Genomic DNA, 26,933 nt, shown 5'->3' on the forward strand with positions numbered 1-26,933 from the left:
CGGTCAGTCCTGCGTGGCCAGCTGCTCCAATGCCTCGCGCAGGTGCGCGAGCACTTCGTCGCCAGCCTGCGGGGTGCGGGCGACGGCCTCGCCATCCAGTTCCAGCACCAGCGTGTCGCCGTCCTCGCGCAGCACGGCGGCACGACCCAGCTGGCGAATGCGCTGCTGCAGCACGCCAGCGGCCTTGGGATCGGCGAACGGCATCGACAGCAACAGCTCCTCGCCGTCGGCGGCGAACAGGCGGAAGCGGAAGCCGGCGTCGCCGTCGCGGAAGCTGGCGAAGCGCGGCAGTTTGTGAGGCTTTGCTTTGATGGCTACGCTGCCCTCTGCTGAAGTCGTTACTTGAACAGGAGGCGGGGTGACGACTAATGGTGCTTTGCGTAAGCCAATAGCGTCTCGTATCTCCCTAATCTTTGGTCCTGCAATGGCACGCGCCTTGGCTGCGCCCGTGCGCAGGATCTCCTCGATCCCGGCGGGCTTGGCGATCAGCGTCTCGTAGCGTTCGCGCATCGGCGCCACGTCGGTCTCGATGCGCTCGAGCAGGCGCTGCTTCGCCTCGCCCCAGCCGATGCCGTCGAGCAGCGCCTGGCGGAACGCCGCGCTTTCCGCCGCGTCGGCGAAGGCGCGGAAGATGGTGTACAGCGAGGAGCTGTCGGGGTCCTTCGGCTCGCCCGGCGCGCGCGAGTCGGTGACGATGCGCATGACCGCCTCGCGCAGCCCCTTCGCGCCGCCGGCGAACAGCGGGATGGTGTTGTCGTAGCTCTTGGACATCTTGCGGCCGTCCAGGCCGGGCAGGGTGGCCACCTGCTCCTCGATCACCACCTCGGGCAGCACGAAGAAGTCGCGGCCGTGGATGTGGTTGAAGCGCTGCGCGATGTCGCGCGCCATCTCGATGTGCTGGATCTGGTCGCGGCCCACCGGCACCTGGTGCGCGTCGAACGCGAGGATGTCGGCGGCCATCAGCACCGGGTACATGTACAGGCCCGCGGTGACGCCGGCGTCCGCGTCCTCGCCCGCCTCGGTGTTCCTGTCCACCGCCGCCTTGTAGGCATGCGCACGGTTGAGCAGGCCCTTGGCGGTGACGCAGGTGAGGAACCAGGTGAGCTCGGGGATCTCGGGGATGTCCGACTGGCGGTAGAAGGTTACGCGCGCGGGATCGAGCCCGGCGGCCAGCCAGGTCGCCGCGATCTCCAGCCGCGAGCGCTCGATGCGCGCGGCGTCGTCGCTCTTGATCAGCGCGTGGTAGTCGGCGAGGAAGAAGAACGCGTCCACGTCGGCGCGCCGGCTGGCGGCGATCGCGGGGCGGATCGCGCCCACGTAGTTGCCCAGGTGCGGGGTGCCGGTGGTGGTGATGCCGGTGAGGACTCGGGTCTGCATGTCTCGATGTCGTCAGGTGGTGCGCTCAGCGCAGCAGGGTGGACTTGCCGAACAGGCTTTCGACCAGGTCCACCGCCAGTTTCGCGGTCTGGTTGCGCTTGTCGAATGCGGGATTCAGCTCGACGATGTCGAGCGAGCCGAGTTTGCCGCAGTCGGCGATCATTTCCATGCACAGCTGCGCTTCGCGGTAGTTCGGACCGCCGCGCACCGTGGTGCCCACGCCGGGGGCGATGCTGGGGTCGAGGAAGTCCACGTCGAAGCTCACGTGCAGGTGGGTGTCGCCGTCCATCCCGGCGAGCGCTTCCTCCATGGTCCCCCGCATGCCCACCTCGTCGATGTGGCGCATGTCGTAGACGGTCATCCTCGCCTCGCGCACCAGCCGCTTCTCGCCTTCGTCCACCGAGCGGATGCCGATCTGGCGGAACACCCCGGGCGTGGTCGCCGGCGTGTGGCCGCCGATGCCGGTGAGCGGGGCCGGGCCGTTGCCGGTGAGGCAGGCCACCGGCATGCCGTGGATGTTGCCCGAGGGCGTGACCTGGGCAGTGTTGAAGTCGGCGTGCGCGTCCAGCCACAGCACGCGCAGCTGCCTGCCCTGCTCGCGGCAGTGCCGCGCCACCGCGCTGATCGAGCCGATCGCGAGGCAGTGGTCGCCGCCCAGCATGATCGGCAGGCGGCCGTGCGCCAGCTCGGCGTGGATGGCCTCGTGCACGGCCTGGTTCCACGCCACCACTTCGGCGAGGTGGCGATAGCCGTCCACCGGCGGCAGCCAGGGATTGTGCGGGCCGTGCAGGTTGCCGCGGTCGACCACGTCCAGTCCGCGGGCGCGCAGCTTCTCGCCGATCTGCGCCACGCGCAGCGCTTCCGGCCCCATCGAGGCGCCGCGATGGCCGGCGCCGATGTCGGTGGGCGCGCCCACCAGGGCGATCGTCTGCTTGCTCATGTTGCTGGTGTCCACGTCGGTGATCTGCAGCCGCCAAGTGTAGCGGGTCGACCGGGACGTGGCCGCGGGATGGTGCCGGCAGCAGGAATCGAACCCGCGACCTACTGATTACAAATCAGTTGCTCTACCAACTGAGCTATGCCGGCGTGGGGCGGGATTCTAGCAGGGATGGGCCGCCGGACAGGTTCTAGAAACAGCTGGTGCTGTGCGAGCCCACGCCGTCGGTGCCGATGCGGTCGCGCCAGTCGAAGCTGCCGCCTTCGGTCACCAGGTCGAGCCAGTATTGCGGCGCGGTCTCGGTGCGCTCGGTGATGCGGGCGGGGAAGCCGGCGGCGACCACGTCGGCGCGGCGCTTGCGCGCGTTGTCCTGGTCCTTGAACAGGCCCAGCGAGATCGTGTTGGGCTGGTCGCCGCCGCTGACCACGAAGTAGTCCCTGATGCCCCGCACGGCGAGCTGGCGGGTCAGCGCCAGCGCCTGCGCGCGGCTGGCGGGCGCGGGCAGGTAGACCCACCAGCTGTGCGACTGGGCGACCTGTTCCTGGCGCGAGCGCATGCGCCGGGTCAGCGGGGCCAGCGCGCTGCGGGCCTGCTGCAGGTCGTGCGGCGTGGCGAACGGCCCCAGCGTGAGGCAGCGGTAGTCGGCGGACGCGCCCGTCGCGGCGGGGAGGGAAGCGGGCGCCGCAGCGGGCGCGGCGATGCTGTCCGCGGGCGCCGCCGCGGTGTCGTGCGCGGGCAGCTCGGAGAGCAGGTGCAGCTCCGGCACGCCGGGGTCGGTGGCCGGCGGCACGTGCGCGTAGGGCTGCCCGAGCAGCAGCCAGGCGGCAGCCACGATGTTGAGCATGACCAGCAGCACGAACAGCAATCGCAGGAACATCGATCCCCCGTCATTTACGCCGGTAGCGCCCGGCTATTGTGTCGCGGCCCACACGGCCAGTCCGTGCAGCACGCCGTCTTGCACGAGCTGCGCCGGCGTGGCGAGCAGGGGCAGCAGCGCCTCCGCGTCGCCGCCGCCCAGGCGCAGCGCGGGCGCGCCGCCCAGCACGGGGGCCATGCGCGCCGCGAAGCGCTCGATCAAGGCCGCCGCCGCCAGCCAGCAGCCGGAAGCCACCGCGTCGGCGGTGTTGTCCGCCGCCTCGACGATCGTGCCCGCGTGCGCGGGCCGCACCTGCGCCGTGGCGCCCAGCAGCGACTGCTGCATCAGCCGCGGACCCGGGGCGATCAGGCCGCCGAGATGGCGGCCGTCGGCGGCCAGCGCGTCCAGCGTGAGCGCGGTGCCCACGCCGGCCAGCACGCAGGGCGCGAGGCCGTCAGCGCGGGCGGCGAGCATGGCGAGGAAGCGGTCCACGCCCAGCCGTTGCGGTTCGGCGTAGGCATTGCGCACGCCGCAGGCTTCGGCAGGCGTGCGCAGCCAGTGCGGCTCGCGCCCGAACGCCCTGGCGACGCTGGCGGCGACGAGCCGCTCGCGCGCGTCGTCCACCACCGAGGCACCGAAAACGGCGGCCGGCGGAGCGTGTCCCGTCCAGGCGGCGTCCAGTACGTCCGCCACGTTCTCGTCCCATGCCACCGCGCCGTTGGCCTGCCAGCCGCCTGCATGGTGCAGCGCCCATTTCAGCCGGGTATTGCCCAGATCCAGCAAGAGCCTGCTCATGGCCTCCAGTTACCCCGCGTGGCCATCGGGTGGCCGTCCGGTGGCGGTGCGCGGCGCACCGTGACGTCGGCGCTGTCGACGCGCTGCAGCTCGCCGTCGGGCAGGCGCAGCAGCAGGGCGCCACGGCTGTCCACCCCGGCGCCGATGCCGTCGCGCTCGCCGCCGGCGCCGCTGAGCCGCAGCGGCTGGCCGCGCAGCAGGTCGTGGCTGGCGTATTCGTCGGCGAAGGCGGCGAAGCCCTCGCGGTCGAACTGGCGCAGGCCATCGGCCAGCGCAGCGATCAGCACTGCAGCCGTGCGGTTGCGGTCCGGGGGCGCGCCGCCGGACAGCGTGGCGAGGTCGCTGGCTGGCTGGCCGGCCTGTTCGCGCAGCGCGTCGGTGAGCCGCAGGTTGAGGCCGATGCCGATGATCGCGGCGCACGGTCCCTGGTATTCGCCGCTGAGCTCGACCAGGATGCCGGCCAGCTTGCCGAGCGCCTGGCCGGGTGGGGCGGCCAGCACGTCGTTCGGCCATTTCAGGCCGGCGCCGTCGATGCCCAGCGCTTCCAGCGTGCGCAGCACGATGACGCCGAGCGCCAGCGACAGCCCCGCCAACGCGGCGAAGCCGGCATCGAAGCGCTTCAGGCAGGAGAGATAAAGGTTCAGCCCCGGCGGTGACAGCCAGTGCCGGCCGCGGCGGCCGCGGCCGGCGCTCTGCGTCTCGGCCAGCACGATGCTGAGGTCGGGCGCTGCGGCGCCGCGGCGCTGCAGCTCGCTGGAGGTGGAGTCGAGTTCCCAGTGCACCTCCAGCGCGCCCAGCCGCCTGGCGACGGCTGTCGGCAGCGCGGCGCGGATGGCTGCGGCGTCCAGCAGCTGGATCGGCCACGGCAGGCGATAGCCGCTGGCGCCGCCGGCCTCGATCGGCACGCCGCGTGCGCGCAGCGCCTCGATCTGCTTCCACACCGCCGCTCGCGTCACGCCGGCCCTGGCGGCCAGTTCGACGCCGGATCGCGGGGTACCCGCGGCCAGCTCGGCCAGCAGTTCGGCGGGCTGCATCAGTGAAAAGGGGCGGGCGTGGCGGGCATCCGGCGGATTCTAGCCGGGCGCGGCACGTCGAGGCAGACACTGGCGCCCACGGCGTGTTTCTGCGAGCATCAGCGGCCTCGCTTGTGGATCAAGGGGTTGCATGCCATGAGTGCCAGACACTGGATGATCGGTTGCCTGATGGGCCTGGCCGGCGTGGGCAGTGCCATGGCAACGGACATGGACGCCCGCGACATCACTGCAGTCAGCCACAGCGCGGTCGACAGCGGTTCCCGCGATACCGGCAGCGGCGGCGACACGCTGGGGCTCAATCGCGACTGCCCCTCGTCGCGGCACAACAGCGACACGGACAGCAGCGAAGCCGACAGCCGGAGCGGCGGCACCACGGCCGGCGGCAGCGAGCATGGCGGCCGCATCTCCGCGCCCACCAGCGCCCGCCCGGCGCGCCTGGGCTGGCAGTCGCTGTTGCCCGGTTCGATCCAGTAATGCGCGCGTCGCGCGGCATGTCCGCCGCGCCGCGGAGCCGGGTCACTCCGGCGGCAGTTGCACGCTGAAGCGCGCGCCGCCCAGCTCGGGCGAACGATCCACCGTCAGCTCGCCGCGGTAGGCGCGCACGATGTCCTGCACGATGGACAGGCCGATGCCGTGGCCCTGCACGCGTTCGTCGCCACGCACGCCGCGCTGCAGCACCTTCTCGATCTTGTCCTCGGCGATGCCGGGGCCGTCGTCTTCCACGCTGAGCAGCAGGCCGGGGCGGCCGCGGCCGGGCTGGGGCTGCTTCTTCACCACCAGCAGCACGTGATGGCGCGTCCACTTGAACGCGTTTTCCAGCAGGTTGCCCATCAGTTCGAGCAGGTCGTTCAGCTCGCCGTGGAAGGAGGCGCCGTCCGCGATGTCGAATTCGCACAGCACGTTCTTCGCGGCGTAGACCTTCTCCAGGCTCTGCACCAGGTCCTCGGCGTGGCTGGCGATCGGGATCGCGGCGGCGAAGGTCTGGCGACCCGAGGTGGCCGCGCGCGCCAGCTGGTAGGCGACCAGCTCGTCCATGCGGCGCACCTGGTCGAGCACGCCGCGCCGGGTCGGTTCGTCGCTGGCCGATTCCAGCTGCGAGCGGATCACCGCCAGCGGCGTCTTCAGGCTGTGCGCGAGGTCGGCGAGGGTGTGGCGGTAGCGCGTGCGCTGCTCGCGTTCGCTGTCGATGAACGCGTTGATGCGCTCGGTGAGGCCGGTCAGCTCCAGCGGGTACTGGCTGTCCAGGTGGTCGCTGTCGCCGCGTTCGACGCGGCTCATGTCGCTGGCCACCTTGCGCAGCGGGGTGAGGCTCCAGCGCAGCAGCAGCAGCTGCAGCACGATCAGCATCACGCCAAGCACCGACAGCCACAGCGCCAGCGTGCGCCGGTACACCGCGTTCTCGCCTTCGAGTTGCTGCTCGGTCTGCGCGACCATCACGGTGGCGGGTGTCGACTTGCGGCCCGGATAGTCGAACGTCACGCCGATGGCGAAGTAGTACAGCCGGCCCATGCGGGTGTCGACCGGGCCGGCGAACTCGCGCGCGCCCGGCGGCAGCGGCTTGAGGAAGCGGAAGTCGTGGCCGATCGCCGAGGTCGACTCCCAGTGGTAGCCGTTCGGCCCCAGGATCACCGCGTACAGGCCGGAGCCGGGCTGGGAGAACTTCTGCGGCGGCGAATCGGGCGGCAGCAGGCGACCGTCGCGGTTGGCGTCGGTGTGGGTGATGATGTCGGTGATGGCGGCGTCCCGCAGCCGGTCCTGCAGGCTGTTCAGCGCGCTCTGCTTCTTGGCCACGGCCATGACCACGCCGACCAGGCCGAGGAAGGCGGCCAGCACGAAGCCGGTGGTGATGGCCGAGCGCGCCGCCAGCGAGAGCGGGCGGCGCGGCGCAGGCTCACTCGTCGTCGCCGTCGGTGCGGGGGATGGCAAAGCGGTATCCACGTCCACGCACGGTCTCGATGGGCTTGAGGGTGCCTTCCGGGTCCAGCTTGCGGCGCAGGCGGCCGATGAAGACTTCCAGCACGTTGGAGTCGCGGTCGAAGTCCTGCTGGTAGATGTGCTCGGTGAGGTCGGCCTTGGAGACCAGCTCGCCGGCATGCAGCATCAGGTATTCGAGCACCTTGTACTCGTAGCTGGTGAGGTCGACGATCTTGCCCTCCACCGTGACCGTCTGCGCGGTGGTGTCGAGCTTGATCGGTCCGCAGGCCAGCACCGGCTTGGACCAGCCGCTCGCGCGACGCACCAGCGCGTTGATGCGCGCCAGCAGTTCCTCGACGTGGAACGGCTTGACCAGGTAGTCGTCGGCACCCTGCTTGAGGCCTTCCACCTTGTCCTGCCAGCCGCCGCGCGCGGTGAGGATCAGCACCGGGTAGCGCTGGCCGTGCTCGCGCAGCGCCTTGATCAGTTCCATGCCCGACATCTTGGGCAGGCCGAGGTCGATGATGGCGAGGTCGAACGGCACCTCGCGCCCCAGGTAGAGTGCCTCCTCGCCGTCCTGTGCCGCGTCGACGGCAAAACCGTCGCGCTTCAGTCGTGCCGCCAGCGTCTCGCGCAGCGGAGCCTCGTCTTCCACCAAGAGGATGCGCATCAGTGTTTCTCCTTGCCGCCGGCGCGGCGCGCGGGCGGGTTGCGGGTTGACGGGACGGATGGCCGGATATTGTCGCCGCCGCTGGCGGGTATCGTCATCACCCGCACGTGGCCCTGCGGCGTGAGCACCTTGATGCGGTACTCGGTGCGGCGATCGTAGTGCCGCGCCTCGGCCGACAGCACCTGGCCGTCGGTTTCCTGCTGGACCCGGGTCACGGCATCACCGAGGCTGAGGTCCTTCGACTTGGCCTGCGCCGACGCCGCCGGGCTCGCGCCCAGCGCCAGCGCCAGCGCCAGCGGCGCGAGCAACGGAAGGATTCGATGGGCCTTCATCGGCATGCTTCGACCACGATCTGTCTCCGGCCGTTCAGTTTGGGCAGGCCGGGCTGAATGGTGACCGGACGGGCGGCCGCTGTCACGCGGCCGCGGTCAGGGGAGCGAGCGCCCGTTCGATCAGCGCCCAGCCCGCGCCGGGCAGGTGCGCGCCCTCGCTGAGCACGCGGCGGAAGCCGCGCGCGCCCGGCTCGCCCTGGTACAGGCCCAGCAGGTGGCGGGTGATGTGCTTCAGCGCGGTGCCGCGCGCCAGTTCGGCCTCGACGTAGGGGCGCAGGCGCCGCAGCACGGCCTCGCGGCCGGGCAGCGGGGTGCCGTAGAGCGCGTGTTCCAGCCGGGCCAGCAGGTACGGGTCGTGGTAGGCGGCCCGGCCCAGCATCACGCCGTCCAGCTCGGCCAGCTGCGCCTGCACCTGCTCCACCGTGGTGATGCCGCCGTTGATCGCCACCACCAGTTGCGGGAACTCGCGCTTGAGCCGGTGCACGCGCGGGTAGTCCAGCGGCGGGATCTCGCGGTTCTCCTTCGGCGACAGGCCTTTCAGCCAGGCCTTGCGCGCGTGCACCACCAGCACCTGGACGCCGGCCTCCAGCATGGTTTCGGTGAAGCGCTGCAGATCGGCGTACTCGTCCTGCTCGTCCACCCCGATGCGGCATTTCACGGTGACCGGCACGCCCACCGCATCGCGCATCGCCTTGATGCAGTCGGCCACCAGCGCCGGTTCGTACATCAGGCAGGCGCCGAAGAGGCCGGACTGCACGCGGTCGGACGGGCAGCCCACGTTGAGGTTGATCTCGTCGTAGCCGGCCGCCGCGCCCAGCCGCGCCGCCTCGGCCAGTTCGGCCGGCTCGCTGCCGCCCAGCTGCAGCGCCACGGGGTGTTCCTCGTGGCTGTGTTCCAGCAGGCGCAGCTGCCTGCCGCGCACCAGCGCCGCGCTGGTCACCATCTCGGTGTACAGCCGGGCATGCGGGGAGAGCAGGCGGTGGAAGAACCGGCAGTGCCGGTCCGTCCAGTCCATCATCGGGGCGACGGAGAGGCGCCAGTCTGCGGCGTCGGGGGTGGGAGCAAGGGCGGTCATCAGGCCGCCATTGTCCCGGATCGGCATGCCGCTGTGGAGCGTCAGCCCGGGTCGGGCGCGGCGCGGCGGCCCAGGCGTGCCGAGGCGATGCGCGCGGCCAGCGCCAGGGCCCCCATCAGCGCCACGATCCACGCCAGGTGCAGGAACCAGCACGCGATCGCCGCCCACACCAGGGCGACGAACAGGTCATGCATCAGCCAGCCCCAGGCCTTCGGCCTCGGCATGTCGGGCACCAGATGGCCGATGAAGGCCGCATAGCCCCATCCTGCCGCGAGGCACAGGTTGATCACCAGCAGCGAGAGCGCGTAGATCACGAAGCCGCTGGTCGAATCCACGCCGCTCTCGCCGGTGACCATGGTGCGGATCACCACCGGCATCAGCGCGATCATGCTCAGCAGCACCAGGGTGATCAGGGTCAGCGTGTTGTCGCTGCGGCGCAGTTGCGCCAGCGCGCGGCGGTGCTGCAGCCACACCATGCCGATGATGAAGAAGGTGAGGAAGTACGCCAGCAGCGGCAGGCCCCAGACCTGCGGCAGGGTCTGGCCCGGCTTCGTCTCCGGGCGCAGTTCCACCGCGGACAGCGTGAGTGCGATGGCGAAGACGCCGTCGGACAGCATCACCAGCCGGTCGAAATGGCGCTGGTGGACGTGGTGTTCCCGCACGGCGGGTGCGGCATTCTGTTCCATGGTCGTTCCCTGGCTTGAGCTGCGGGCATTTTGCCGCAGAAGCTTTCAGGGCAGGGGCGGCGCGGATCGCGTAAAATGCCGTCATCGCCGCGCCCGCGCGGCCACTCGCCAGGCGCTCCTCCCACGCGAGTCCGCTGCCGCCACGAGGCGGCAGGTTTCCCCGACACGCAATCCGAGACTGGACACCCATGGTGGCTTTCGCGACCGAGCACGTGATCGACGTGCGGCACTGGAACGACACGCTGTTTTCCTTCCGCACCACACGCGACCCCTCCTTCCGCTTCGACAGCGGGCAGTTCGTGATGATCGGCATGGAAGTGGATGGCCGTCCGCTGATGCGCGCCTACTCCATCGCCAGCGCGAGCTGGGAGGAGCACCTGGAGTTCTTCTCGATCAAGGTGCCGAACGGCCCGCTGACCTCGCGCCTGCAGCACCTCAGGCCCGGCGATCCGCTGACCGTCACGCGCAAGCCCACCGGCACGCTGGTGCTCACCGACCTGAAGCCCGGCAAGCACCTCTACCTGCTCGGCACCGGCACCGGCCTAGCACCGTTCATGAGCATCGTGCGCGATCCGGACACCTACGAGCGCTACGAGAAGATCGTGCTGGCGCACGGCGTGCGCCGCGTCGAGGACCTCGCCTACGCGCATTACCTGGAACACGAGCTGCCGCAGCACGAGTATCTCGGCGAGATGGTGCGCGAAAGGCTGATCTACTACCCCACCGTGACGCGCGAACCGTTCCGCAACCGTGGCCGCATCACCGACGCGATCGCCGGCGGCGCGATGAGCGAGGCCGTCGGCCTGCCGCCACTCAACCCGGAGACCGACCGCGTGATGCTGTGCGGCAGCCCGGCGATGCTCGACGACCTTTGCGCGCTGCTCGACGGCCGCGGCTTCCACGCCTCGCCGCGCACCCGCGAGCCGGGCGACTACGTGGTCGAGCGGGCGTTCGTGGAGAAGTAGCGGCAACCGCATCGCCGTCGGGTGCGGGGCTGGCGCGCGGCGTCGCGACGCGGCGTCGCAGAAGCTCGCTAGCCGCCGCAGGCTCACGTATCATGTAGGGAACAGCGCTACGCTGACTCCGCCGGTGCGAGCCGCCATGCCCCCCAGCCCCCCGACAGGACGTTTGCATCTGGTGCCCCAGCCGATCACCGACGATGGCGACGCCACGCGATTCTGCTCCAGTTGCGCGTTTGCCGAAGCCTGCGTCGCAGTGGGCTACGGCAAGTCCGAGCTGATCGAGCTGCATTGCCTGGTCGAGCACGTGGGGCCGTTCCGCACCGGCGAGCACGTGTTCCGCACCGGCGATCCGTTCCGCGCGATCTACGCGGTGCGCACCGGCTCGGTGAAGACGCGGCTGTTCGACCGCGACGGCAACGAGCAGGTGCTGGGTTTCTACCTGCCGGGCGAAGTGGTGGGGCTCAACGCGATCTACCCCGAGCACTTTCCCTGCGATGCAGTGGCGCTGGAGGACACCCAGTTCTGCCGCTTCTCGTTCCCCGCGATGAGCGCGCTGGCCGCGCGCCAGCCGGCGGTGCAGCAGCACCTGTTCCGGCTGATCAGCAAGGAGCTGGGTGCGGTGTCGCTGCTGGCCGGCGACCACAGCGCGGACGAGCGCATGGCCGCGTTCCTGGTCGACCTCTCCAACCGCTACGCGGTGCGCGGCTTCTCCGCCACGCGATTCCACCTCAGCATGTCGCGCGGCGACATCGCCAACTACCTGCGGCTGGCCGCGGAAACGGTGAGCCGGGTGCTGGGGCGCTTCCGCAGCCAGGGCCTGATCGCGCTGGAAGGCCGCGAGCTGGTGCTGCTCGACATGCGCAGGCTGCGCGAACTCGGCGCCAGCCTGATACCGGAGTAGCGCCCGGGCGAGGCTGATCCAGGTCAGGGCTGCCGCCGGCCCGGCCTGCCAACATGGGGGCGATCAACGCTGCAGGCACCCATGGACGCATCGATTTCCCGCACCGCGAACGACCCTGCCGCCCTGCTGGCGGCGGCGCCGCACCGGCCGCTGTTCCTCGCCGGCGCCGTCGCCGTGCTGCTCACCATGACCTGGTGGACGCTGGAGCTGGCTTCGCTGCGCTTCGGCTGGGCGCGCTGGCCGCAGCCGACGATACCGCCGGTGTTCGGCCACGCCATGCTGGTGCAGTACGGCCTGTTTCCGCTCTTCATGTTCGGCTTCCTGATGACCACGTTCCCGCGCTGGATGAACGGGCCGCTGGTGCCGCCGAAGCGTTTCCTGCCGGTGGCCGGCGGCGTGCTGGGCGGCTACGTGCTGGGCAACGTGGGCCTGCTGGGCCTGCCTGTGGTGCTCAAGCTGGGTCTGCTCGTGATGCTGGCGGCATACCTGCTCGGCGTGGGCACGCTGGCCGGCGTGTTGCGCGCGGCGACGGACCGCAACCGGCACGGCTGGTCGTGCCTCGCCGCGTTCGGCGTGGGCACGCTGGGGCTGGTGCTGTTCCTCGCCTGGCTGCTGGTTCCCGGCGCTTCGCCGGATCTGGCCTGGCTGGCGGTGAAGCTCGGCACGTTCGGCTTCCTGCTGCCGATGTATTTCACCGTGTGCCATCGCATGCTGCCGTTCTTCAGCAAGAACATGGTGGCCGGCTACGACATGTGGCGGCCCGGCTGGAGCCTGCCGGTGACGTGGGCGCTGCTGCTGGCGCACGTGTTCCTCGACTGGCGTGGCCTGGCCGCATGGCTGTGGCTGTGCGATCTGCCGCTGGCCGCGGTGTTCGTCGCGCACTGGCTGATGTGGAAGCCGTGGCGCTGCCTGCGGCCGGGCCTGCTGGGCGTGCTGCATGTCGCCTTCGCGTGGCTGCCCGTCGCCTTCGTGCTGTTCGGCGTGCAGGACCTGGTGCTGGCGGTGAGCGGGAAGTCGGTGCTGGGACTGGCGCCGCTGCACGCCATGGCGATCGGCTTCTTCGGCTCGATGCTGGTGGCGATGGTCACCCGCGTCACCCATGGCCATTCGGGCCGTCCGCTGCAGATGCACCCGGTGCCATGGCTGTGCTTCGTGCTGCTGCAGGCGGTGGCGGTCGTGCGCATCTGCGCCGAACTGGAACAGGACCGCTACCTGTGGCTGGTGGTGGCCGGTGCCGGCTGGCTCGCCGCGTTCCTGCCGTGGGTGCTGCGTTCGGCGTGGATCTACCTCACGCCGCGCACGGACGGCAAGCCGGGTTGAGGCGGGGATCGTGCAGGACGTGATCGCGCCGTACTACCCGTGGATCGTGCTGGTGCACGTCGTCTGCGCCATCGTTTTCGCGGGCGCGGTGGCATTCGAGGTGTTCGCGCTGGAGGCGCTGCACGAGCGTTTCGACATCGCCACCATGCAGCAGATCGAGGCCGCCGTGATGGCGCGGGTGCGCCGCTACATGCCGTTCGTGGTGCTGCTGCTGTTCGTCAGCGGCGGCATGCTGTTCGACCTGCGCTGCGACGGCATCCGCTGCATCGGCAGCACGCGCTTCGGCTGGTTCCTGCTGGCCAAGGTGGTGCTGGCGTTCGGCGTGCTGGGGGTGTTCGTCAGCGCGGTGTGGGCCGGCGCGCGTGGCCGCATGAGCGTCTGCCGCTTCCGCCACACGCACCGCATCGTGCTGGGACTGGTGGCGGCCATCGTCTTCCTGGCAAAGACCATGTTCTACTTGTAAGGGCCTGTCGATATCCCCTAGGCACTCGCGCCGGGAGCCGTTTGCGCCCTGGCCAAGGAAGAACGAAGGGGTGGACGTCCGTCCACGCCTGAGCGAAGACACGGGCGTGCGGGCACCCAGACCCGGCTCTTCGGGTCGCCTTGCCACGTGGAGACGTTGAACAGGCTCCCACCCATTTCCCATCGCGAGGTGCGTCATGTCCACAGTCCATTTCCAGGGTCGGCCGGTGCGGGTCGACGGCAGCTTCCCGGCGCCCGGCAGCCAGGCACCGGCGTTCCGCCTGGTCGGCGGCGACCTGTCCGAGGTCACGCTGGCCAACCATGCCGGCAAGCGCAAGGTGTTGAACATCTTCCCCAGCGTGGATACCGGCGTGTGCGCGGCTTCGGTGCGCCGCTTCAATGAGCTGGCCGCCAAGCTCGACAACACCGTGGTGCTGTGCATCTCGGCCGACCTGCCGTTCGCGCAGGGCCGCTTCTGCGGCGCCGAAGGCATCGCGAACGTGCAGATGCTGTCGCTGATGCGCGGCCGCGAATTCCTGCACGACTACGGCGTGGCGATCGCCGACGGCCCGCTGGCCGGGCTGGCCGCGCGCGCGGTGGTAGTGCTGGACACCCACGACAAGGTGATCCACGCCGAACTGGTGGACGAGATCACCCACGAGCCCGACTACGACGGGGCGCTGCAGGCGCTGGGCTGAAGGGCTGCGGACTCCCGGCCGTGCGGCGCGGCCACGGATGGCCGGGCACCGATCGCTCGCGCGAACAGCCGGTTCGCGGAGGCGCGTAAGGACCGGCGTCGGGCACGGTGACGGCTTTCCCTCTTCAGCCTCGTGCCGTTGCCGCGGCGCGGGCCGTCCCTCGCTGCCGCGCCATCGCCTGCCCAGGCGGCGCGCGATGCAGCACAAGACCGCCCGCCGGTCGGTGCCTTGACGCCGGCTAGGCACCCCGCCTGCTTGAATCGCGGGGCGCCGTCCGCATCTCCCTGCCCAGTGGCGGCGCCGCCGCCAAACCTTTTCGGGGATTGCACCGATGCGGATGGACAAACTCACTTCGCGTTTCCAGCAGGCGCTGGCCGACGCGCAGTCGCTGGCCGTGGGCCGCGACCACAACATGCTGGAACCCGCGCACGTGATGGCGGCGCTGCTGGCGCAGCAGGGCGGCTCGACCGCGCCGCTGCTCACGCATGCGGGCGTGAACGTGCCCGCGTTGCGCCAGCGCGTGAACGAGCTGCTCGAGCGCCTGCCCAGGGTCAGCGGGCAGGAAGGCAACATCAACGTGGGCAACGACCTCAATCGCCTGCTCAACCTCACCGACAAGCTGGCGCAGCAGCGCGGCGACCAGTTCATCGCCAGCGAGCTGTTCGTGCTGGCGGCGCTGGAGGACAAGGGCGAACTGGGGACGGCACTGAAGGCGGCGGGCGCCACCAAGGCGAACCTGGAAGCCGCCATCGAGCAGGTGCGCGGCGGCGAGAAGGTGCAGAGCGAGAATGCCGAGGACCAGCGCCAGGCGCTGCAGAAGTACTGCATCGACCTCACCGAGCGCGCCGAGAGCGGCAAGCTCGATCCGGTGATCGGCCGCGACGAGGAGATCCGCCGCACCATCCAGGTGCTGCAGCGGCGCACCAAGAACAACCCCGTGCTGATCGGCGAGCCCGGCGTGGGCAAGACCGCCATCGTCGAGGGTCTGGCCCAGCGCATCGTCAAGGGCGAGGTGCCCGAGGGCCTGCGCGACCGCCGCGTGCTGGCGCTGGACATGGGTGCGCTGATCGCCGGTGCGAAGTTCCGCGGCGAGTTCGAGGAACGCCTCAAGGCGGTGCTCAACGACCTGGCCAAGAACGAGGGCCAGATCATCCTGTTCATCGACGAGCTGCACACCATGGTCGGCGCGGGCAAGGCCGAGGGCGCGATGGATGCGGGCAACATGCTGAAGCCCGCGCTGGCGCGCGGCGAGCTGCATTGCATCGGCGCCACCACGCTGGACGAGTACCGCCAGTACATCGAGAAGGACGCTGCGCTGGAGCGCCGCTTCCAGAAGGTGTTCGTGGGCGAGCCGTCGGTGGAGGACACCATCGCGATCCTGCGCGGCCTCAAGGAACGCTACGCCGTGCACCACGGCGTGGAGATCACCGATCCGGCGATCGTCGCCGCGGCCACCCTGTCCAACCGCTACATCACCGACCGCCAGCTGCCCGACAAGGCCATCGACCTGATGGACGAGGCGGCCAGCCGCATCCGCATGGAGATCGATTCCAAGCCGGAGGAACTGGACCGCCTGGAGCGCCGGCTGATCCAGCTGAAGATCCAGCGCGAGATGCTGAAGAAGGAAAAGGACAGCGAGTCGAAGCAGCGCCTCGCCGACCTGGAAACCGACATCGCCAGGCAGGAGCGCGAGTTCTCCGACTTGAACGAGGTGTGGAAGTCGGAAAAGGCCGCGCTGCAGGGCACCACCAGGGTGAAGGAGCAGATCGAGGCCGCGCGCCTCGAGCTGGAGGCGGCGCAGCGCCGGCAGGACTACGCCACGATGAGCGAGATCCAGTACGGCCGACTGCCGGAGCTGGAGAAGCAGCTCGCTGCCGCGCAGGCCGCGGAGCAGAAGGGCGAGTTCAAGCTGGTGCAGGACAAGGTCACCGCCGAGGAGATCGCCGAGGTGGTGGCGCGCTGGACCGGCATCCCGGTGTCGAAGATGCTGGAAGGCGAGCGCGAGAAGCTGCTGCACATGGAAGATGACCTGCACCAGCGCGTGGTGGGCCAGGACGAGGCGGTACGCGCGGTGTCCGACGCGGTGCGCCGCGCGCGTGCGGGCCTGTCCGACCCCCACCGGCCCAGCGGCTCGTTCCTGTTCCTCGGCCCCACCGGCGTGGGCAAGACCGAGCTGTGCAAGGCGCTGGCCGAGTTCCTGTTCGACACCCAGGACGCGATGGTGCGCATCGACATGAGCGAGTTCATGGAGAAGCACTCCGTGGCCCGCCTGATCGGCGCGCCTCCGGGCTACGTGGGCTACGAGGAGGGCGGCTACCTCACCGAGGCGGTGCGCCGGCGGCCGTACAGCGTGATCCTGCTGGACGAGGTGGAGAAGGCGCACCCGGACGTGTTCAACATCCTGCTGCAGGTGCTGGACGACGGCCGCCTCACCGACGGCCAGGGCCGCACGGTGGATTTCCGCAACACCGTGATCGTGATGACCTCCAACCTCGGCTCGCAGCTGATCCAGGAGGCCGCCAGCGAAGGCGGGACCGGCGATTCGGAAGCGGCCTACGTGCAGATGAAGGCCTCGGTGCTCGGCGTGGTGCAGGCGCATTTCCGTCCCGAATTCATCAACCGCCTCGACGAGATCGTGGTGTTCCGTCCGCTGGAGAAGAAGCAGATCCGCCGCATCGCGCTGATCCAGCTCGCCGCGCTGGAGAAGCGCCTCGCCGAGCGCCAGCTGAAGCTGGAGATCAGCGACAAGGCGCTGGACCTGCTCGGCAACGCGGGCTTCGACCCGGTGTACGGCGCACGGCCGCTGAAGCGCGCGATCCAGCAGCAGCTGGAGAACCCGCTGGCGAGGGAGATCCTCGAAGGCCGCTACGCGCCGGGCAGCACCATCGCGGTGGATGCCGAGGGCGGACATCTGGTGTTCGCCACCGCATGAGCGGGGCGCGCCGGCCTGCAGGCAACGGGGCCGGCGCATTGCCCGCGCACCACGCGCTGTTCGAGGTGCTGGGACAGGGCTGCGAAGCGCTGCAGGCCGCGTTCGGCACGCAGCGCTTCGAGCGCCACTACCACGAGGGTTTCTCGATCGGCGTGGTCACCGCCGGCGCCAACGTGTTCGGCTACCGCCGGCGGCGCGTGGAAGTGCCGCGGGGCGCATTGTGTCTTGCCGAGCCCGGCGAGGTGCACGACGGCGGTCTGGCAGGCGAGGCCTGGGCCTATCTCGACGTGCAGGTGCCCGCCGCGCTGTTGCGCGAGCTGGCGCAGGACGTGGAGCTGGACGGCGTGCCCGCGTTCGCCGCGGGCGGCATCGACGATCCGGCATGCGCGGCCGAAGTGGCCCGCTGGCTGCGGCTCTGCCTCGATCCGGCGCGCGATGCGGCGGCCTGCGAGGAGGCCGCGGTGCAGGCGCTGACGCGGCTGATCCTGCGCCACGCGGAAGGCGTTGCACGCAGGCGCCCGGCGCCGGACGGACGCGTGACGCGTCTGGCGCTGGAGTTGCTGCACGACACGCTGGACGCGCCGGTGACGCTGGATGCGCTGGCCGCGCAGACCGGCGCCAGCCGCTACCGCGTGATCCGCGCGGTGGCCGCCGCCACCGGCCTGCCGCCGCATGCCTATCACCTGCAGCGACGGCTGGAGCGGGCGCGGCGCCTGATCCTCGGCGGACTGCCGATCGCGCAGGCTGCAGCGGATTGCGGCTTCGCCGACCAGGCCCACCTGACCCGGTGCATGCGCGCCAGGGCCGGGATCACGCCCGGCCGGTTGCGGGTGCCAGCCGGACGGGAGCGCTGAGAACTACGCCTGCGCCGATGCAGCCTGCGCCGCAGCCGCGGAACGGGCGGATGCACCGACCAGCACGCCGCAGATCACCAGCGCCGTCCCGGCCAGTTGCGCGGCATGCAGCGGTTCGCCCAGCACCAGTGCCGAGAGCGCCAGCGCGGCTGGCGGCGCCAGCGCGGTGAACGGTGCCGCCTGCGTGCCGCTAAGGCACGCCGCTCCCCGATACCACAGCCAGTAGCCGAGCACCGTGGGCACCAGGGCGTACCACACCACGCCCGCCCACGCGGCGGGCGGCCAGTGCCCGAGCGGCTGGCCGGATCGTTCGACCAGCGCCACGGGCAAGGCCAGGAGCAGGCCGAACCCGCTCATCAGGGTGGCCTGGGCCAGTGGCGGCACCGGAACCGGCAGTCGCTTGTCCAGCAGCAGGAACGCCGCCTCGCAGGCGACCGCGGCAAGTACCAGCGCGTCGCCGGCCAGTGCGTGCGGCGCGGCCGCCGCGCTGGCGCCGCCCTGGGCCGCGGTCAGCGCGACCCCGGCCGTGGCCAGGGCGATCGCCGCCAGACCGCGCAGCGACACCCGTTCGCGGAGTACGCATACGGCCAGCAACCCGGTCATCGCGGGCAGCGCGCCCAGCAGGACGCCCGCGTCGCCCGCCGACGTCAGGCGCAGGCCCGCGAGCAGGCACGCGGTGTAACCCACGCTGCCCGCCGCGGCCTGCAGCACCAGCAGCAGGACGGTGCGGCGGCCGAGGCGAGGCCGGCGCACGCCGCCCATGCGCATGGCCAGCGCCAGCAGCGGCGTGGCGATGGCGAAACGCAATGCGATGCCGGTGAACAGGGGCAAGGGCGCGGCGAACTTGCCGGCCACCACCGTGCTGCCGACGGTGAGCATGGCCAGGGCTAGGCACATCTGGCCTTGCAGACGGGAGCGGTCGGAAAACATCGGAGCCTCCGGACGAGTGGAGGCGACAGTGTCCGGGCGCCCCGCGGCGGCGGCTTGAACGAAATTGCAGCGCAGGCAGGTGGCTGACAGCAGCCGGCGGAGATGCCGCGCGGCTATCGCGGCTGACCCGGAGGCGGCATCACCTGGAGCGTCACGCGGTCAGTCGGGCGCCTTGCCGAAACTGGTCGGGCCGCCGTGCTCGAAGACGATCGGTTCGAGCCTGACCAGCCGGTCGCCGGCGCGCCGGAACAGGTGCAGCCGACCGTCGGCCAGGCTCTGTGCCGCCACGAGATCGTCGCCCGCGAAGATCGCGCCCTCCACCCAGCCGCCGATCGTGGCGCGGTCGGTCACCACCAGACGCCTGTCGCGGATCGCCAGCAGCACCACGTCGCCCTGCGGCGCGTAGCGCGGGTCGGCCGAGTCCAGCAGGCTCATGCCCTGGTTGGCGACGACCGCATGACGTCCGTCCGTACTGCAATCCACGCCCTCGGGAGAGACGCCGACGCTGGCAGTGTCGATCACGCGCGCCGGGTGGGTGTGCAGGTCGATCAGGCTGACGGTGTTCTCGTCGCCGGTCGCCGCGCCGAAGTTGCCGACCACGGCATAGCCGCTGGGGCCGCACACCGCGAGCGAAGTGGGGTAGATGCCGGCGGCGAGCTGCTGTCGCGGGTGCGGGTCGACGCGTGTGCCGTGCCAGTCGTACAGCGCGATCCGGTCGCTGCCGGCCAGGGTGAAGGCCAGGGCCTGCTCGTCCGGCAGGAACACCGGCGCCAGCGGGCGGGCGCCCTTGTCGAATGCGAGCTCGCCGATTTTCTCCGCCCGGCCGGCCTCGACGCGCAGCAGCGAGGCGCGATCCGCATCGGCGTGCGTGACCACCAGCAGGCGGCCGTCGGGGCTGAGTGCGGCGGCGGTGGCATCCGCGCCCAGGTGCACCGTCTGCACCACCCTGGGCGACCCGCCGGCGAGGTCGAGCACGGACAGCACGTCGGTCGGGACCAGCGAGCCCGGCGCCTTGGAGTCGCGGCCGTTTTCGGCTGGCGCGAACGCCCAGCGGCGGTCGGGCGAGATCGCGATGGCGGCCGGCGGCCCCATGAAGCTGACCGGCGCCGCGACGCTGCCGAGCCGGCGCGGCCGGCCGTCGACGACCTCGAAGAACACGATCCGGTCGGGCCGGACCTGCGCGCGGGGCACGACGTCGCCGTGGACCAGCTCGACGTCGGCTTCCACGCCGATCGCGAACAACGGAGGACGCTGCGCCAGGGCGGGCGTGGCGGCGAGCAGGAGGACGAGCGGCAGGGTCTTGAGCATGGCCGGACTATCCCAACCGGCGGCGGGCGGCGGTAGCCGGTGAAACGCGAGCGGGCCGTTCACTAGAATCGAGCAATGGCTCGGGACAATTTTTCGCAGCTGACCGCTTTCGTGGCCGTCGCGCAGGCGGGCAGCTTTCGCGAGGCCGCGCGGCGCCTCAACCTGGCATCGTCCAGCGTCAGCCAGGCAGTGGCGCAGCTCGAGCGAGGACTGCACATGCGGCTGTTCGAGCGCACGACACGAAGCGTGCAACTGACCCCCGAGGGCGAGCACCTGCTCGCGCAGGTGGCGCCGGCACTGCGGGCGATCGAGCAGGCGATGGCCAGCGGGCGATGCCGGGTCGGCGAAGTGCATGGGCGCTTGCGTGTCAGTGCTCCCCGCATCGCCGCCACCTTGCTGCTGGCCGGGCGTCTGGCGGATTTCAGCCGGGCGTATCCGCGCGTGCAGCTGGAGATCGTGGTGGACGACGACGCGGTGGACATCGTCCGGCAAGGCTTCGATGCGGGCATCCGGCTGCACGAGCAGCTCGAACGCGACATGGTCGCCGTGCCGATCGGCGGCCCGCAGCGCATGATCGCCGTGGCCTCCCCGGACTTCCTTGCCCGCCATCCCACGCCGTCGCATCCGCGCGACCTGCTCGAGCTGCCTTGCATCGAGCTGCGCCTGCAGAGCGGCAGGCTCTACGCGTGGGAGTTCAAGAAGGACGGCGTGCCGGTGAGCGTGGCGGTGAAGGGGCCGCTGGTGCTCAACGACGACGACCTGGTGCGGCAGGCCTGCCGCGAGGGCGCCGGCGTCGCGTTCCTGTTCGAGGCGATGGTGCAGGAAGACCTGGCCTGCGGTCGGCTGATCCAGCTGCTGCCGGCCTGGAGCCCGTCCTTTCCGGGCTTCCAGCTCTACCACACGGGCCGTCGGCACATGCGCCCGCCGCTGCGTGCGTTCATCGACTGGATGCGCGGCACCGCGGACCCCGCGCGCGGCACCTCTGCCTAGGCCACGGCGGGCGCCGGTTCGCTCATGCCGTCGCCACCGTAGACGCGGCTTCCGGCCGGTTTTGCGGGCGAACGCCGCTGAGGCGCGTGCGGCTGCCCGCCCGGTGCGGGCGTCGCCCCTCTCCCCCGCAGGAGAGAGGGGCGGCGCGAGGGCTTACCAGCTGTAGCGCACCTTGCCGTAGGCGTAGGCGCCGTTGTAGCCGAACGGCGAGAACGTCGAGTAGGGCAGGGTGCCGTTGTTGGTGTTGTTTGCGATGTTCTTGTCGGGATGCACGTTCAGCGCGTTGTCCACGCCCAGGGTGAAGGTCCAGTTCTGCCAGCGGTAGTTGCCGGCGAGGTCGAGGATCCACTTCGGGCTGAAGGTCTGGTCCACCACGCCCTTGGTCGGGTTGTAGCTGGCGAGGCTGCTCACGTAGCTGGTGTAGCGGCCGTAGCGGGTCAGCGTGCCGGTGAAGCCCCAGTTGCCGATGTCGTACTGCTCGCTCCAGATCAGCTTGCTGCGCGGCGAGGAGTTGGCGAGATAGCCCTTGATGTCCTGCCGGCTGAGGCGCGCGAAGCCGACCACGCCCAGCGTGTCCAGCACCGCCGGATTGGGTTTGACGCTGGTGACCTTGTTCTGGTTGTAGTTCGCGCTGAGCGTGGTGGTGAGCGTGCCGGCGTTGCCCAGGTCGGCCAGGTAGCTGCCCACGAAATCCACGCCGCGGGTGCGGGTGTTGGCCGCGTTGGTGAAGTAGTTGACGCTGCTGTAGTCGAGGTTGGTGATGCCGTTGGCGGCCAGGTAGGCGACCACCGCCGGCGTCGTGGTGGAGATCGCGCCGGACAGGGCGATGCGGTTGTCGATGTCGATCTGGTAGACATCGAGGCTGAGGTTCAGCGCATCGGTGGGGTTCCACACCGCGCCCAGGGTGAAGTTCCTCGACTTCTCGGCCTTCAGCGGCTCGGCGCCCAGCAGCGTGGCGATCTGGCTGCCCACGGGCACCAGGCCGCGGTTGTAGATGCCGGCGGGGAGGCCCGGCAGCGCGCCGTTGCCGTAGAACAGCGAGGAGATCTGCGAGAAGTATTCCTGTCCCAGCGCGGGGGCGCGGAAGCCGGTGGAGGCGCTGCCGCGCAGCGCGAAGCTGTCGGTGAAGTCGTAGCGTGCGGACAGCGCGCCGGAAGTGGTGCTGCCGAAGTCGGAGTAGTCCTCGTGGCGCACTGCCAGCGAGGCGCCCAGCTTGTCGGTGAGGTTGGTCTCGAAGTCGAGGTACTCGGCCACGTCGTGGCGCGCGGCGTTCACCGCGTTCGCCGGCTGCCAGCCGGCGAAGCCCTGCGCGCCGCCGGGCTTGCCCGAGGTGCCCACGTACCAGGACGGCAGGTCACCCGCGACGATCTCGTAGGTCTGGCGCAGGTACTCGGTGCCGAACGCCACGGTGACCGGGTTGGGTAGCCAGCCGGGGCGCAGGTCCTTGGCGATGTCGATGTCGAAGGACTGCTGGGTGGCCTTGAGGGTGCCGTCGCCAAACACGGTGGGTGTGGTGCCGAAGTCGTTGAGGTAGGCGTAGTTCAGGCTGTGGCGTGTCTCGTAGGCGACGCGGTTGCCGCCGTAGTTGCCGGAGACGTCCCAGCGCCAGCCGTTGATCGTGCCGCGCAGGCCCGCCACCAGCGACTGGTCGTAGGAGTCGGCGTTCTCCAGCGGCAGGAAGCCGTCCGGATAGACCGAGGCCATCAGCGGGTTGTTCGGCTTCGGGCTGTTCATGCCGTAGCGGAAGAACGCCGGCGAGGTGCTGTTGCGGTGGCCGTAGTGCCCGAATGCGTAGAACTCGACGCCCGGCGTGAAGTCGTACTGCGCGTTCAGCAGCACGTTGTTGCTGTGCACGTCGGGATCGCCCTGGCGGAAATTCACGCCGAGCGCGGCCCAGGCGGGCGAGCGGTTGTCCGGGCCGGCACGGTTGGTGTGGTCCTCGTTGCCGCTTTCCAGGGCGAGGCGCAGCCAGCCCTTATCGCCGTTCAGCGGGATGCCGAAGTTGGCCGAACCCAGCCACTGGCGGCCGTCGCCGGCGGAATACTGGCCACCGCTCGCTTCCACGTCGCCGCCCTTGGCGCCCTTCTTCAGGATCACGTTGATCACGCCGGCGATCGCGTCGGAGCCGTATTGCGCCGAGGCGCCGTCGCGCAGCACCTCGATGTGGTCGATCGCGCTGAGCGGGATGGTGTTGAGGTCCACCGGCTGCGAGCCGCGGCCGATCACGCCGTTGTTGAGCAGGATCGCGCCGGGATGCCAGCGCTTGCCGTTCACCAGCACCAGCACCTGGTCGGGCGACAGGCCGCGCAGCTGCGCCGGACGCTGGGTGTCGGCGGTGTCGGCCGCGGCGGGACGCGGGAAGTTCAGCGAGGGGATGATGCGCGCGAGTGCGGTGGGCAGGTCCGTGGTGCCGGTCTGCTGCAGCACCTGGGCGGAGACGACGTCGATCGGGGTCAGCGAACTGCTGACGGTGCGGTCGCTGGAACGGGTGCCGGTGACGATCACCGTCTGCAGCTGCTTGGCCTTGGCTGGCGTGGTGGAGGCGTTGCCGCTGGTGTTGTCCTGGGCGGCGGCGGTGCCGGCGAGCGCCAGCAGCACGGCGGCGGCCAGCGCGGAGGGAAGCAGGGTGCGGTGCGGCTTGTTCATGGTGTCTCCCCGGGCAAATGGTTGGTGCGTCGCAACAATCGCAGGCTAGTGCCGCGGTGACTGCTCGTCAATAGCCGTATAGACGTCCAAATGGAAAAGCTCTCGCGTGTCGGGGCGTGGCGTGCCGGTGGCGCGCAGCCGCCCTGATGCCCAGCCTGCCGCGATTCGCGTACCCCTGTCCATGCGCCATGTGGCGCATTGAAAAGCCGGGGCGCGACCCGAATAATGGGGCGCTGCCGCACCGCCGCCCCGGTTCCGGGCGCGACAATCCGGCGGCCACGGAGTGCCCATGCCCATCTACGAATTCGAATGCAGCCAGTGCGGCCACCGCTTCGACCGCCTGCAGAAACTGTCCGATGCCGATCCCGTCGACTGCCCCGAGTGCGGCGCGCCCAGGGTGCGCCGGCGCGTGAGCGCCCCCTCGTTCCGGCTGGCCGGTGGCGGCTGGTACGAGACCGACTTCAAGAAGGACGGCGACAGGAAACGCAACCTCGCCGGCGATGGCGGTGCCGCCCCGGCGCCCGCGCCCGCTCCGGCCCCCGCCGCGGCGCCGGCTCCCCCGGTTCGGGCGACCGACGGCGCAAGCTGAATCGCCGCATGCCGCGGTGATGATCCGGCGATTCCTGCCCGCGGGCGGGTCGGCTACCGTGGCGTCACCGTCACCGTCGGGAAAGGCTCTCATGCACAGCGTGCTCAGGATCGTGCTGGCTTTCGGCGTGCTGCCGCTCGCCGCGGGTTTCGCCGCGGACAGCGCGCAAGCCCAGCGTTACGGCGACCGTGGCCAGGACCCGCAGGTCTACTGCGCGAGCAACGACAGCCGCGGCACGCGCTGCCAGATGCCGTGGCGCCATTCGGTGCTCGTGCAGCAGATGTCCAGGGCCGCCTGCATCGAGGGCCGCACCTGGGGCAGCGACCCTTACAGCGTGTGGATCAAGGACGGCTGCCGCGGCAACTTCGGCAATGCGCATGCCTATGGCTGGTATGGCCGCCGCGACCATGACGGCGATCGCGATGATTACCGCGACGACGACCGCGGCGCGCGCGAGGTCTACTGCGCCAGCAACGACGATCGGGGCGCGCGTTGCCAGATGCCATGGCGCCACTCGGTGCTGGCGCGGCAGATGTCCGACTCCGCCTGCATCGAGGGGCGCACCTGGGGCAGCGACCCCTACAGCGTGTGGGTGAAGGGCGGTTGCCGCGGCCAGTTCCGCGAGGCCCGCGGCTACCGGCCGCGCTGGTAGGCCGCCAGCAGCCCTCCGGCCCGACGGCCTGCTTGGCGTGCAGGAAGGCACTTCCCCCGCACCCTGCTAAAATCCCGCGTCTTTCCTTCCGTTCCCCAGGGGCTGCGGCCCGGAGTTCCAAGCGCATGCGCACGCATTACTGCGGCCTCATCGATGAGTCGCTGGCCGGCCAGACCGTCACCCTGTGCGGCTGGGTCAACAAGATCCGCCTGCAGGCCCACGTGGCCTTCATCGACCTGCGTGACCACGAGGGCCTGGCGCAGGTGGTGGTGGAGCGCGAGAACGCCGACGCGTTCGCCGTGGCCGGCGAGCTGGGTTACGAGTACTGCGTGCGTGTCACTGGCACGCTGCGCAAGCGCCTGTCGGCGAACGACAAGCTGCGCACCGGCGCGGTGGAGGTGCTGGCGGACCGGGTGGAGGTGCTCAACGCGGCGAAGGACCTGCCCTTCGCGCTGCACGAAAACCCCAACGAGGACCTGCGGATGACCTACCGCTACCTCGACCTGCGCCGCCCCGAGATGCAGGCGATGATGCGCCGGCGCATCGCTCTGGTGCAGGCGCTGCGTCGCTACCTCGACGCGCGCGGCTTCCAGGACATCGAGACGCCGATCCTGACCAAGGCCACGCCCGAGGGCGCGCGCGACTACCTGGTGCCCAGCCGCGTGCACCCGGGCCAGTTCTACGCGCTGCCGCAGTCGCCGCAGCTGTTCAAGCAGATCCTGATGATGGCCGGCTTCGACCGCTACTACCAGATCGCCCGCTGCTTCCGCGACGAGGACCTGCGCGCCGACCGCCAGCCGGAGTTCACCCAGCTCGACCTCGAGTTCGCGTTCGTCGAAGAGAAGGACGTGCAGGACTTCGTCGAGGCGATGATCCGCCACGTGTTCAAGGAAGTGGTGGAAGTCGAGCTGGACACCACCTTCCCCCGCATGACCTGGGCCGAGGCCATGCGCCGCTACGGTTCGGACAAGCCCGACCTGCGCATCGCGCTGGAGCTGGTGGATGTGGCCGACGCGCTCAAGGGCGTGGAGTTCAAGGTGTTCGCCGAACCGGCCAACGATCCGGCCGGCCGCGTGGCCGCATTGCGCGTGCCGGGCGCCGCGGCGCTCTCGCGCAAGGACATCGACGGGCTGACCGAGTACGTGGCCAAGTACGGCGCGAAGGGCCTGGCCTGGATCAAGGTCGAGGACCGTGCCAAGGGCCGCGAGGGCATCAGCTCGCCGGTGGCCAAGTTCCTCGACGACGCGGCCCTGGGCGCGGTGCTGGCCGCCACCGGCGCGCAGAGCGGCGACATCGTGTTCGTCGGCGCCGGCAAGTGGAAGACCGTCTCCGACTTCATGGGCGCGCTGCGGCTGAAGGTCGGCAAGGACCGGGGTCTGGTCGAGAACGCCTGGAAGCCGCTGTGGGTCACCGACTTCCCGATGTTCGAGTACGACGAGGAGGAGCGGCGCTACGTCGCGCTGCATCATCCGTTCACCGCGCCGAAGGTCGACGACATCGCCGACCTGAAGGCCAACGCGGCGATCGCGGTAAGCCGCGGCTACGACATGGTGCTGAACGGCAACGAGATCGGCGGCGGCTCGATCCGCATCCATCGCCCCGACATGCAGAGCGCGGTGTTCGAGCTGCTCGGCATCGGCGCGGAGGAGGCCGAGGCCAAGTTCGGCTTCCTGCTGAAGGCGCTGAAGTTCGGCGCGCCGCCGCATGGCGGCTTGGCCTTCGGCATCGATCGCATCGCCGCGCTGATGGCGGGCACCGAGTCGATCCGCGACGTGATCGCCTTTCCCAAGACCACCAGCGCGCAGGACCTGATGACCGACGCGCCGTCGGTGGTGAGCGATGTGCAGCTCAAGGAGCTGCATGTGGCGGTGACGGCCACGGAAGGCTGACCTTAGTTTCCTTCTCCCTGCCGGGGAGAAAGAAGCTGGCCGAAGGGCCGGATGAGGGGCGGTTCTTGCGTCGGCGCAGGATTGGCCCCTCACCCCAACCCGCTTCCCAAAAGGGGAGCGGGAG

The 26,933-nt window shown here is 70.4% G+C and carries 25 protein-coding genes and 1 tRNA gene; 12 read left to right on the forward strand and 14 right to left on the reverse strand.

Translation table 11 applies throughout. The annotated features are described in order from the left end of the window. Positions 1-3: 3 nt before the first annotated feature. From ACQGNW_RS09375 to ACQGNW_RS09400, 6 genes are all read right to left on the reverse strand, one after another. Complete coding sequence (locus ACQGNW_RS09375) at positions 4-1,377, reverse strand: tryptophan--tRNA ligase (RefSeq protein WP_426662879.1); 1,374 nt, start codon at positions 1,375-1,377, stop codon at positions 4-6. Positions 1,378-1,402: 25 nt separating this feature from the next. Then, the gene (gene rocF, locus ACQGNW_RS09380) at positions 1,403-2,317 is read right to left on the reverse strand and encodes an arginase (RefSeq protein ID WP_426662880.1); all 915 of its coding nucleotides are present in this window, start codon (positions 2,315-2,317) and stop codon (positions 1,403-1,405) included. Positions 2,318-2,387: 70 nt separating this feature from the next. Further along, positions 2,388-2,463, reverse strand: a tRNA-Thr gene (locus ACQGNW_RS09385). A 41-nt stretch (positions 2,464-2,504) separates the two neighbouring features. Continuing rightward, positions 2,505-3,191 (reverse strand): SPOR domain-containing protein, encoded by a 687-nt coding sequence (locus tag ACQGNW_RS09390; RefSeq protein ID WP_426662881.1) that lies wholly within the window; start codon positions 3,189-3,191, stop codon positions 2,505-2,507. Positions 3,192-3,224: 33 nt separating this feature from the next. Next, a complete protein-coding gene (locus ACQGNW_RS09395) occupies positions 3,225-3,965 on the reverse strand; it encodes a type III pantothenate kinase (protein WP_426662882.1) in 741 nt (246 codons plus the stop codon). Continuing rightward, positions 3,962-4,999 (reverse strand): biotin--[acetyl-CoA-carboxylase] ligase, encoded by a 1,038-nt coding sequence (locus ACQGNW_RS09400; protein ID WP_426662883.1) that lies wholly within the window; start codon positions 4,997-4,999, stop codon positions 3,962-3,964. Before ACQGNW_RS09400 ends, ACQGNW_RS09395 begins: the two co-directional genes overlap by 4 nt. 135 nt (positions 5,000-5,134) lie before the next feature. On the opposite strand from ACQGNW_RS09400, the gene ACQGNW_RS09405 reads away from it, so the two are divergent. Then, positions 5,135-5,473, forward strand: coding sequence for a hypothetical protein (locus ACQGNW_RS09405; RefSeq protein WP_426662884.1), 339 nt, complete (start codon positions 5,135-5,137; stop codon positions 5,471-5,473). 42 nt (positions 5,474-5,515) lie between these two features. Here ACQGNW_RS09405 and ACQGNW_RS09410 read toward each other — a convergent pair whose 3' ends face one another. The 5 genes from ACQGNW_RS09410 to ACQGNW_RS09430 all read right to left on the reverse strand — a co-directional run bounded on the left by ACQGNW_RS09410 (position 5,516) and on the right by ACQGNW_RS09430 (position 9,676). Beyond that, the gene (locus tag ACQGNW_RS09410) at positions 5,516-6,925 is read right to left on the reverse strand and encodes an ATP-binding protein (RefSeq protein ID WP_426663643.1); all 1,410 of its coding nucleotides are present in this window, start codon (positions 6,923-6,925) and stop codon (positions 5,516-5,518) included. Next, on the reverse strand, positions 6,891-7,583 hold the full coding sequence (locus ACQGNW_RS09415) for a response regulator transcription factor (RefSeq protein ID WP_426662885.1): 693 nt from the start codon (positions 7,581-7,583) through the stop codon (positions 6,891-6,893). The genes ACQGNW_RS09410 and ACQGNW_RS09415 overlap by 35 nt, the downstream gene beginning before the upstream one ends. Further along, the gene (locus tag ACQGNW_RS09420) at positions 7,583-7,915 is read right to left on the reverse strand and encodes a PepSY domain-containing protein (RefSeq protein WP_426662886.1); all 333 of its coding nucleotides are present in this window, start codon (positions 7,913-7,915) and stop codon (positions 7,583-7,585) included. The genes ACQGNW_RS09415 and ACQGNW_RS09420 overlap by 1 nt, the downstream gene beginning before the upstream one ends. Before the next feature lie 82 nt (positions 7,916-7,997). Continuing rightward, a complete protein-coding gene (gene dusA, locus ACQGNW_RS09425) occupies positions 7,998-8,990 on the reverse strand; it encodes a tRNA dihydrouridine(20/20a) synthase DusA (protein ID WP_426662887.1) in 993 nt (330 codons plus the stop codon). A 41-nt stretch (positions 8,991-9,031) separates the two neighbouring features. After that, a complete protein-coding gene (locus ACQGNW_RS09430; RefSeq protein ID WP_426662888.1) occupies positions 9,032-9,676 on the reverse strand; it encodes a TMEM175 family protein in 645 nt (214 codons plus the stop codon). A 188-nt stretch (positions 9,677-9,864) separates the two neighbouring features. On the opposite strand from ACQGNW_RS09430, the gene ACQGNW_RS09435 reads away from it, so the two are divergent. The 7 genes from ACQGNW_RS09435 to ACQGNW_RS09465 all read left to right on the forward strand — a co-directional run bounded on the left by ACQGNW_RS09435 (position 9,865) and on the right by ACQGNW_RS09465 (position 17,805). Beyond that, positions 9,865-10,641: a ferredoxin--NADP reductase gene (locus ACQGNW_RS09435; protein ID WP_426662889.1), complete on the forward strand. Its 777-nt coding sequence runs from the start codon at positions 9,865-9,867 to the stop codon at positions 10,639-10,641. Positions 10,642-10,777: 136 nt separating this feature from the next. Continuing rightward, the gene (locus tag ACQGNW_RS09440) at positions 10,778-11,539 is read left to right on the forward strand and encodes a helix-turn-helix domain-containing protein (RefSeq protein WP_426662890.1); all 762 of its coding nucleotides are present in this window, start codon (positions 10,778-10,780) and stop codon (positions 11,537-11,539) included. An 81-nt stretch (positions 11,540-11,620) separates the two neighbouring features. After that, positions 11,621-12,859, forward strand: coding sequence for an NnrS family protein (locus tag ACQGNW_RS09445; RefSeq protein WP_426662891.1), 1,239 nt, complete (start codon positions 11,621-11,623; stop codon positions 12,857-12,859). A 10-nt stretch (positions 12,860-12,869) separates the two neighbouring features. Further along, entirely contained in the window at positions 12,870-13,322 is a 453-nt protein-coding gene (locus ACQGNW_RS09450) for a CopD family copper resistance protein (protein WP_426662892.1), read from the forward strand. Positions 13,323-13,518: 196 nt separating this feature from the next. Beyond that, positions 13,519-14,019: a thiol peroxidase gene (tpx, locus tag ACQGNW_RS09455; protein WP_426662893.1), complete on the forward strand. Its 501-nt coding sequence runs from the start codon at positions 13,519-13,521 to the stop codon at positions 14,017-14,019. 331 nt (positions 14,020-14,350) lie between these two features. Next, positions 14,351-16,951: an ATP-dependent chaperone ClpB gene (gene clpB / locus ACQGNW_RS09460; protein WP_426662894.1), complete on the forward strand. Its 2,601-nt coding sequence runs from the start codon at positions 14,351-14,353 to the stop codon at positions 16,949-16,951. Continuing rightward, positions 16,948-17,805 (forward strand): helix-turn-helix domain-containing protein, encoded by an 858-nt coding sequence (locus tag ACQGNW_RS09465; protein ID WP_426662895.1) that lies wholly within the window; start codon positions 16,948-16,950, stop codon positions 17,803-17,805. Before clpB ends, ACQGNW_RS09465 begins: the two co-directional genes overlap by 4 nt. Before the next feature lie 3 nt (positions 17,806-17,808). Here ACQGNW_RS09465 and ACQGNW_RS09470 read toward each other — a convergent pair whose 3' ends face one another. Together ACQGNW_RS09470 and ACQGNW_RS09475 are read right to left on the reverse strand one after the other, a co-directional pair. Further along, on the reverse strand, positions 17,809-18,735 hold the full coding sequence (locus ACQGNW_RS09470) for a DMT family transporter (RefSeq protein ID WP_426662896.1): 927 nt from the start codon (positions 18,733-18,735) through the stop codon (positions 17,809-17,811). Positions 18,736-18,894: 159 nt separating this feature from the next. Next, a complete protein-coding gene (locus ACQGNW_RS09475) occupies positions 18,895-20,043 on the reverse strand; it encodes a lactonase family protein (protein ID WP_426662897.1) in 1,149 nt (382 codons plus the stop codon). A gap of 75 nt (positions 20,044-20,118) precedes the next feature. Between ACQGNW_RS09475 and ACQGNW_RS09480 the strand changes: the two genes are divergently transcribed. Next, positions 20,119-21,033 (forward strand): LysR family transcriptional regulator, encoded by a 915-nt coding sequence (locus ACQGNW_RS09480; protein ID WP_426662898.1) that lies wholly within the window; start codon positions 20,119-20,121, stop codon positions 21,031-21,033. Positions 21,034-21,186: 153 nt separating this feature from the next. On the opposite strand, the gene ACQGNW_RS09485 is transcribed toward ACQGNW_RS09480, so the two are convergent. Next, positions 21,187-23,679, reverse strand: a complete 2,493-nt coding sequence (locus ACQGNW_RS09485; protein WP_426662899.1) for a TonB-dependent receptor plug domain-containing protein — start codon at positions 23,677-23,679, stop codon at positions 21,187-21,189. 289 nt (positions 23,680-23,968) lie between these two features. Between ACQGNW_RS09485 and ACQGNW_RS09490 the strand changes: the two genes are divergently transcribed. The 3 genes from ACQGNW_RS09490 to aspS all read left to right on the forward strand — a co-directional run bounded on the left by ACQGNW_RS09490 (position 23,969) and on the right by aspS (position 26,809). Continuing rightward, positions 23,969-24,268, forward strand: a complete 300-nt coding sequence (locus tag ACQGNW_RS09490; protein ID WP_426662900.1) for an FmdB family zinc ribbon protein — start codon at positions 23,969-23,971, stop codon at positions 24,266-24,268. Between the two features lie 91 nt (positions 24,269-24,359). After that, positions 24,360-24,920 (forward strand): DUF3011 domain-containing protein, encoded by a 561-nt coding sequence (locus ACQGNW_RS09495; protein WP_426662901.1) that lies wholly within the window; start codon positions 24,360-24,362, stop codon positions 24,918-24,920. Positions 24,921-25,045: 125 nt separating this feature from the next. Next, positions 25,046-26,809 carry an aspartate--tRNA ligase gene (gene aspS, locus ACQGNW_RS09500; protein WP_426662902.1) on the forward strand — a complete coding sequence of 588 codons (1,764 nt, stop codon included), beginning with the start codon at positions 25,046-25,048 and terminating at the stop codon, positions 26,807-26,809. Positions 26,810-26,933 lie beyond the last annotated feature (124 nt).

The organism is Rhodanobacter aciditrophus (genome assembly GCF_050026795.1).
Taxonomy (GTDB): domain Bacteria; phylum Pseudomonadota; class Gammaproteobacteria; order Xanthomonadales; family Rhodanobacteraceae; genus Rhodanobacter_A.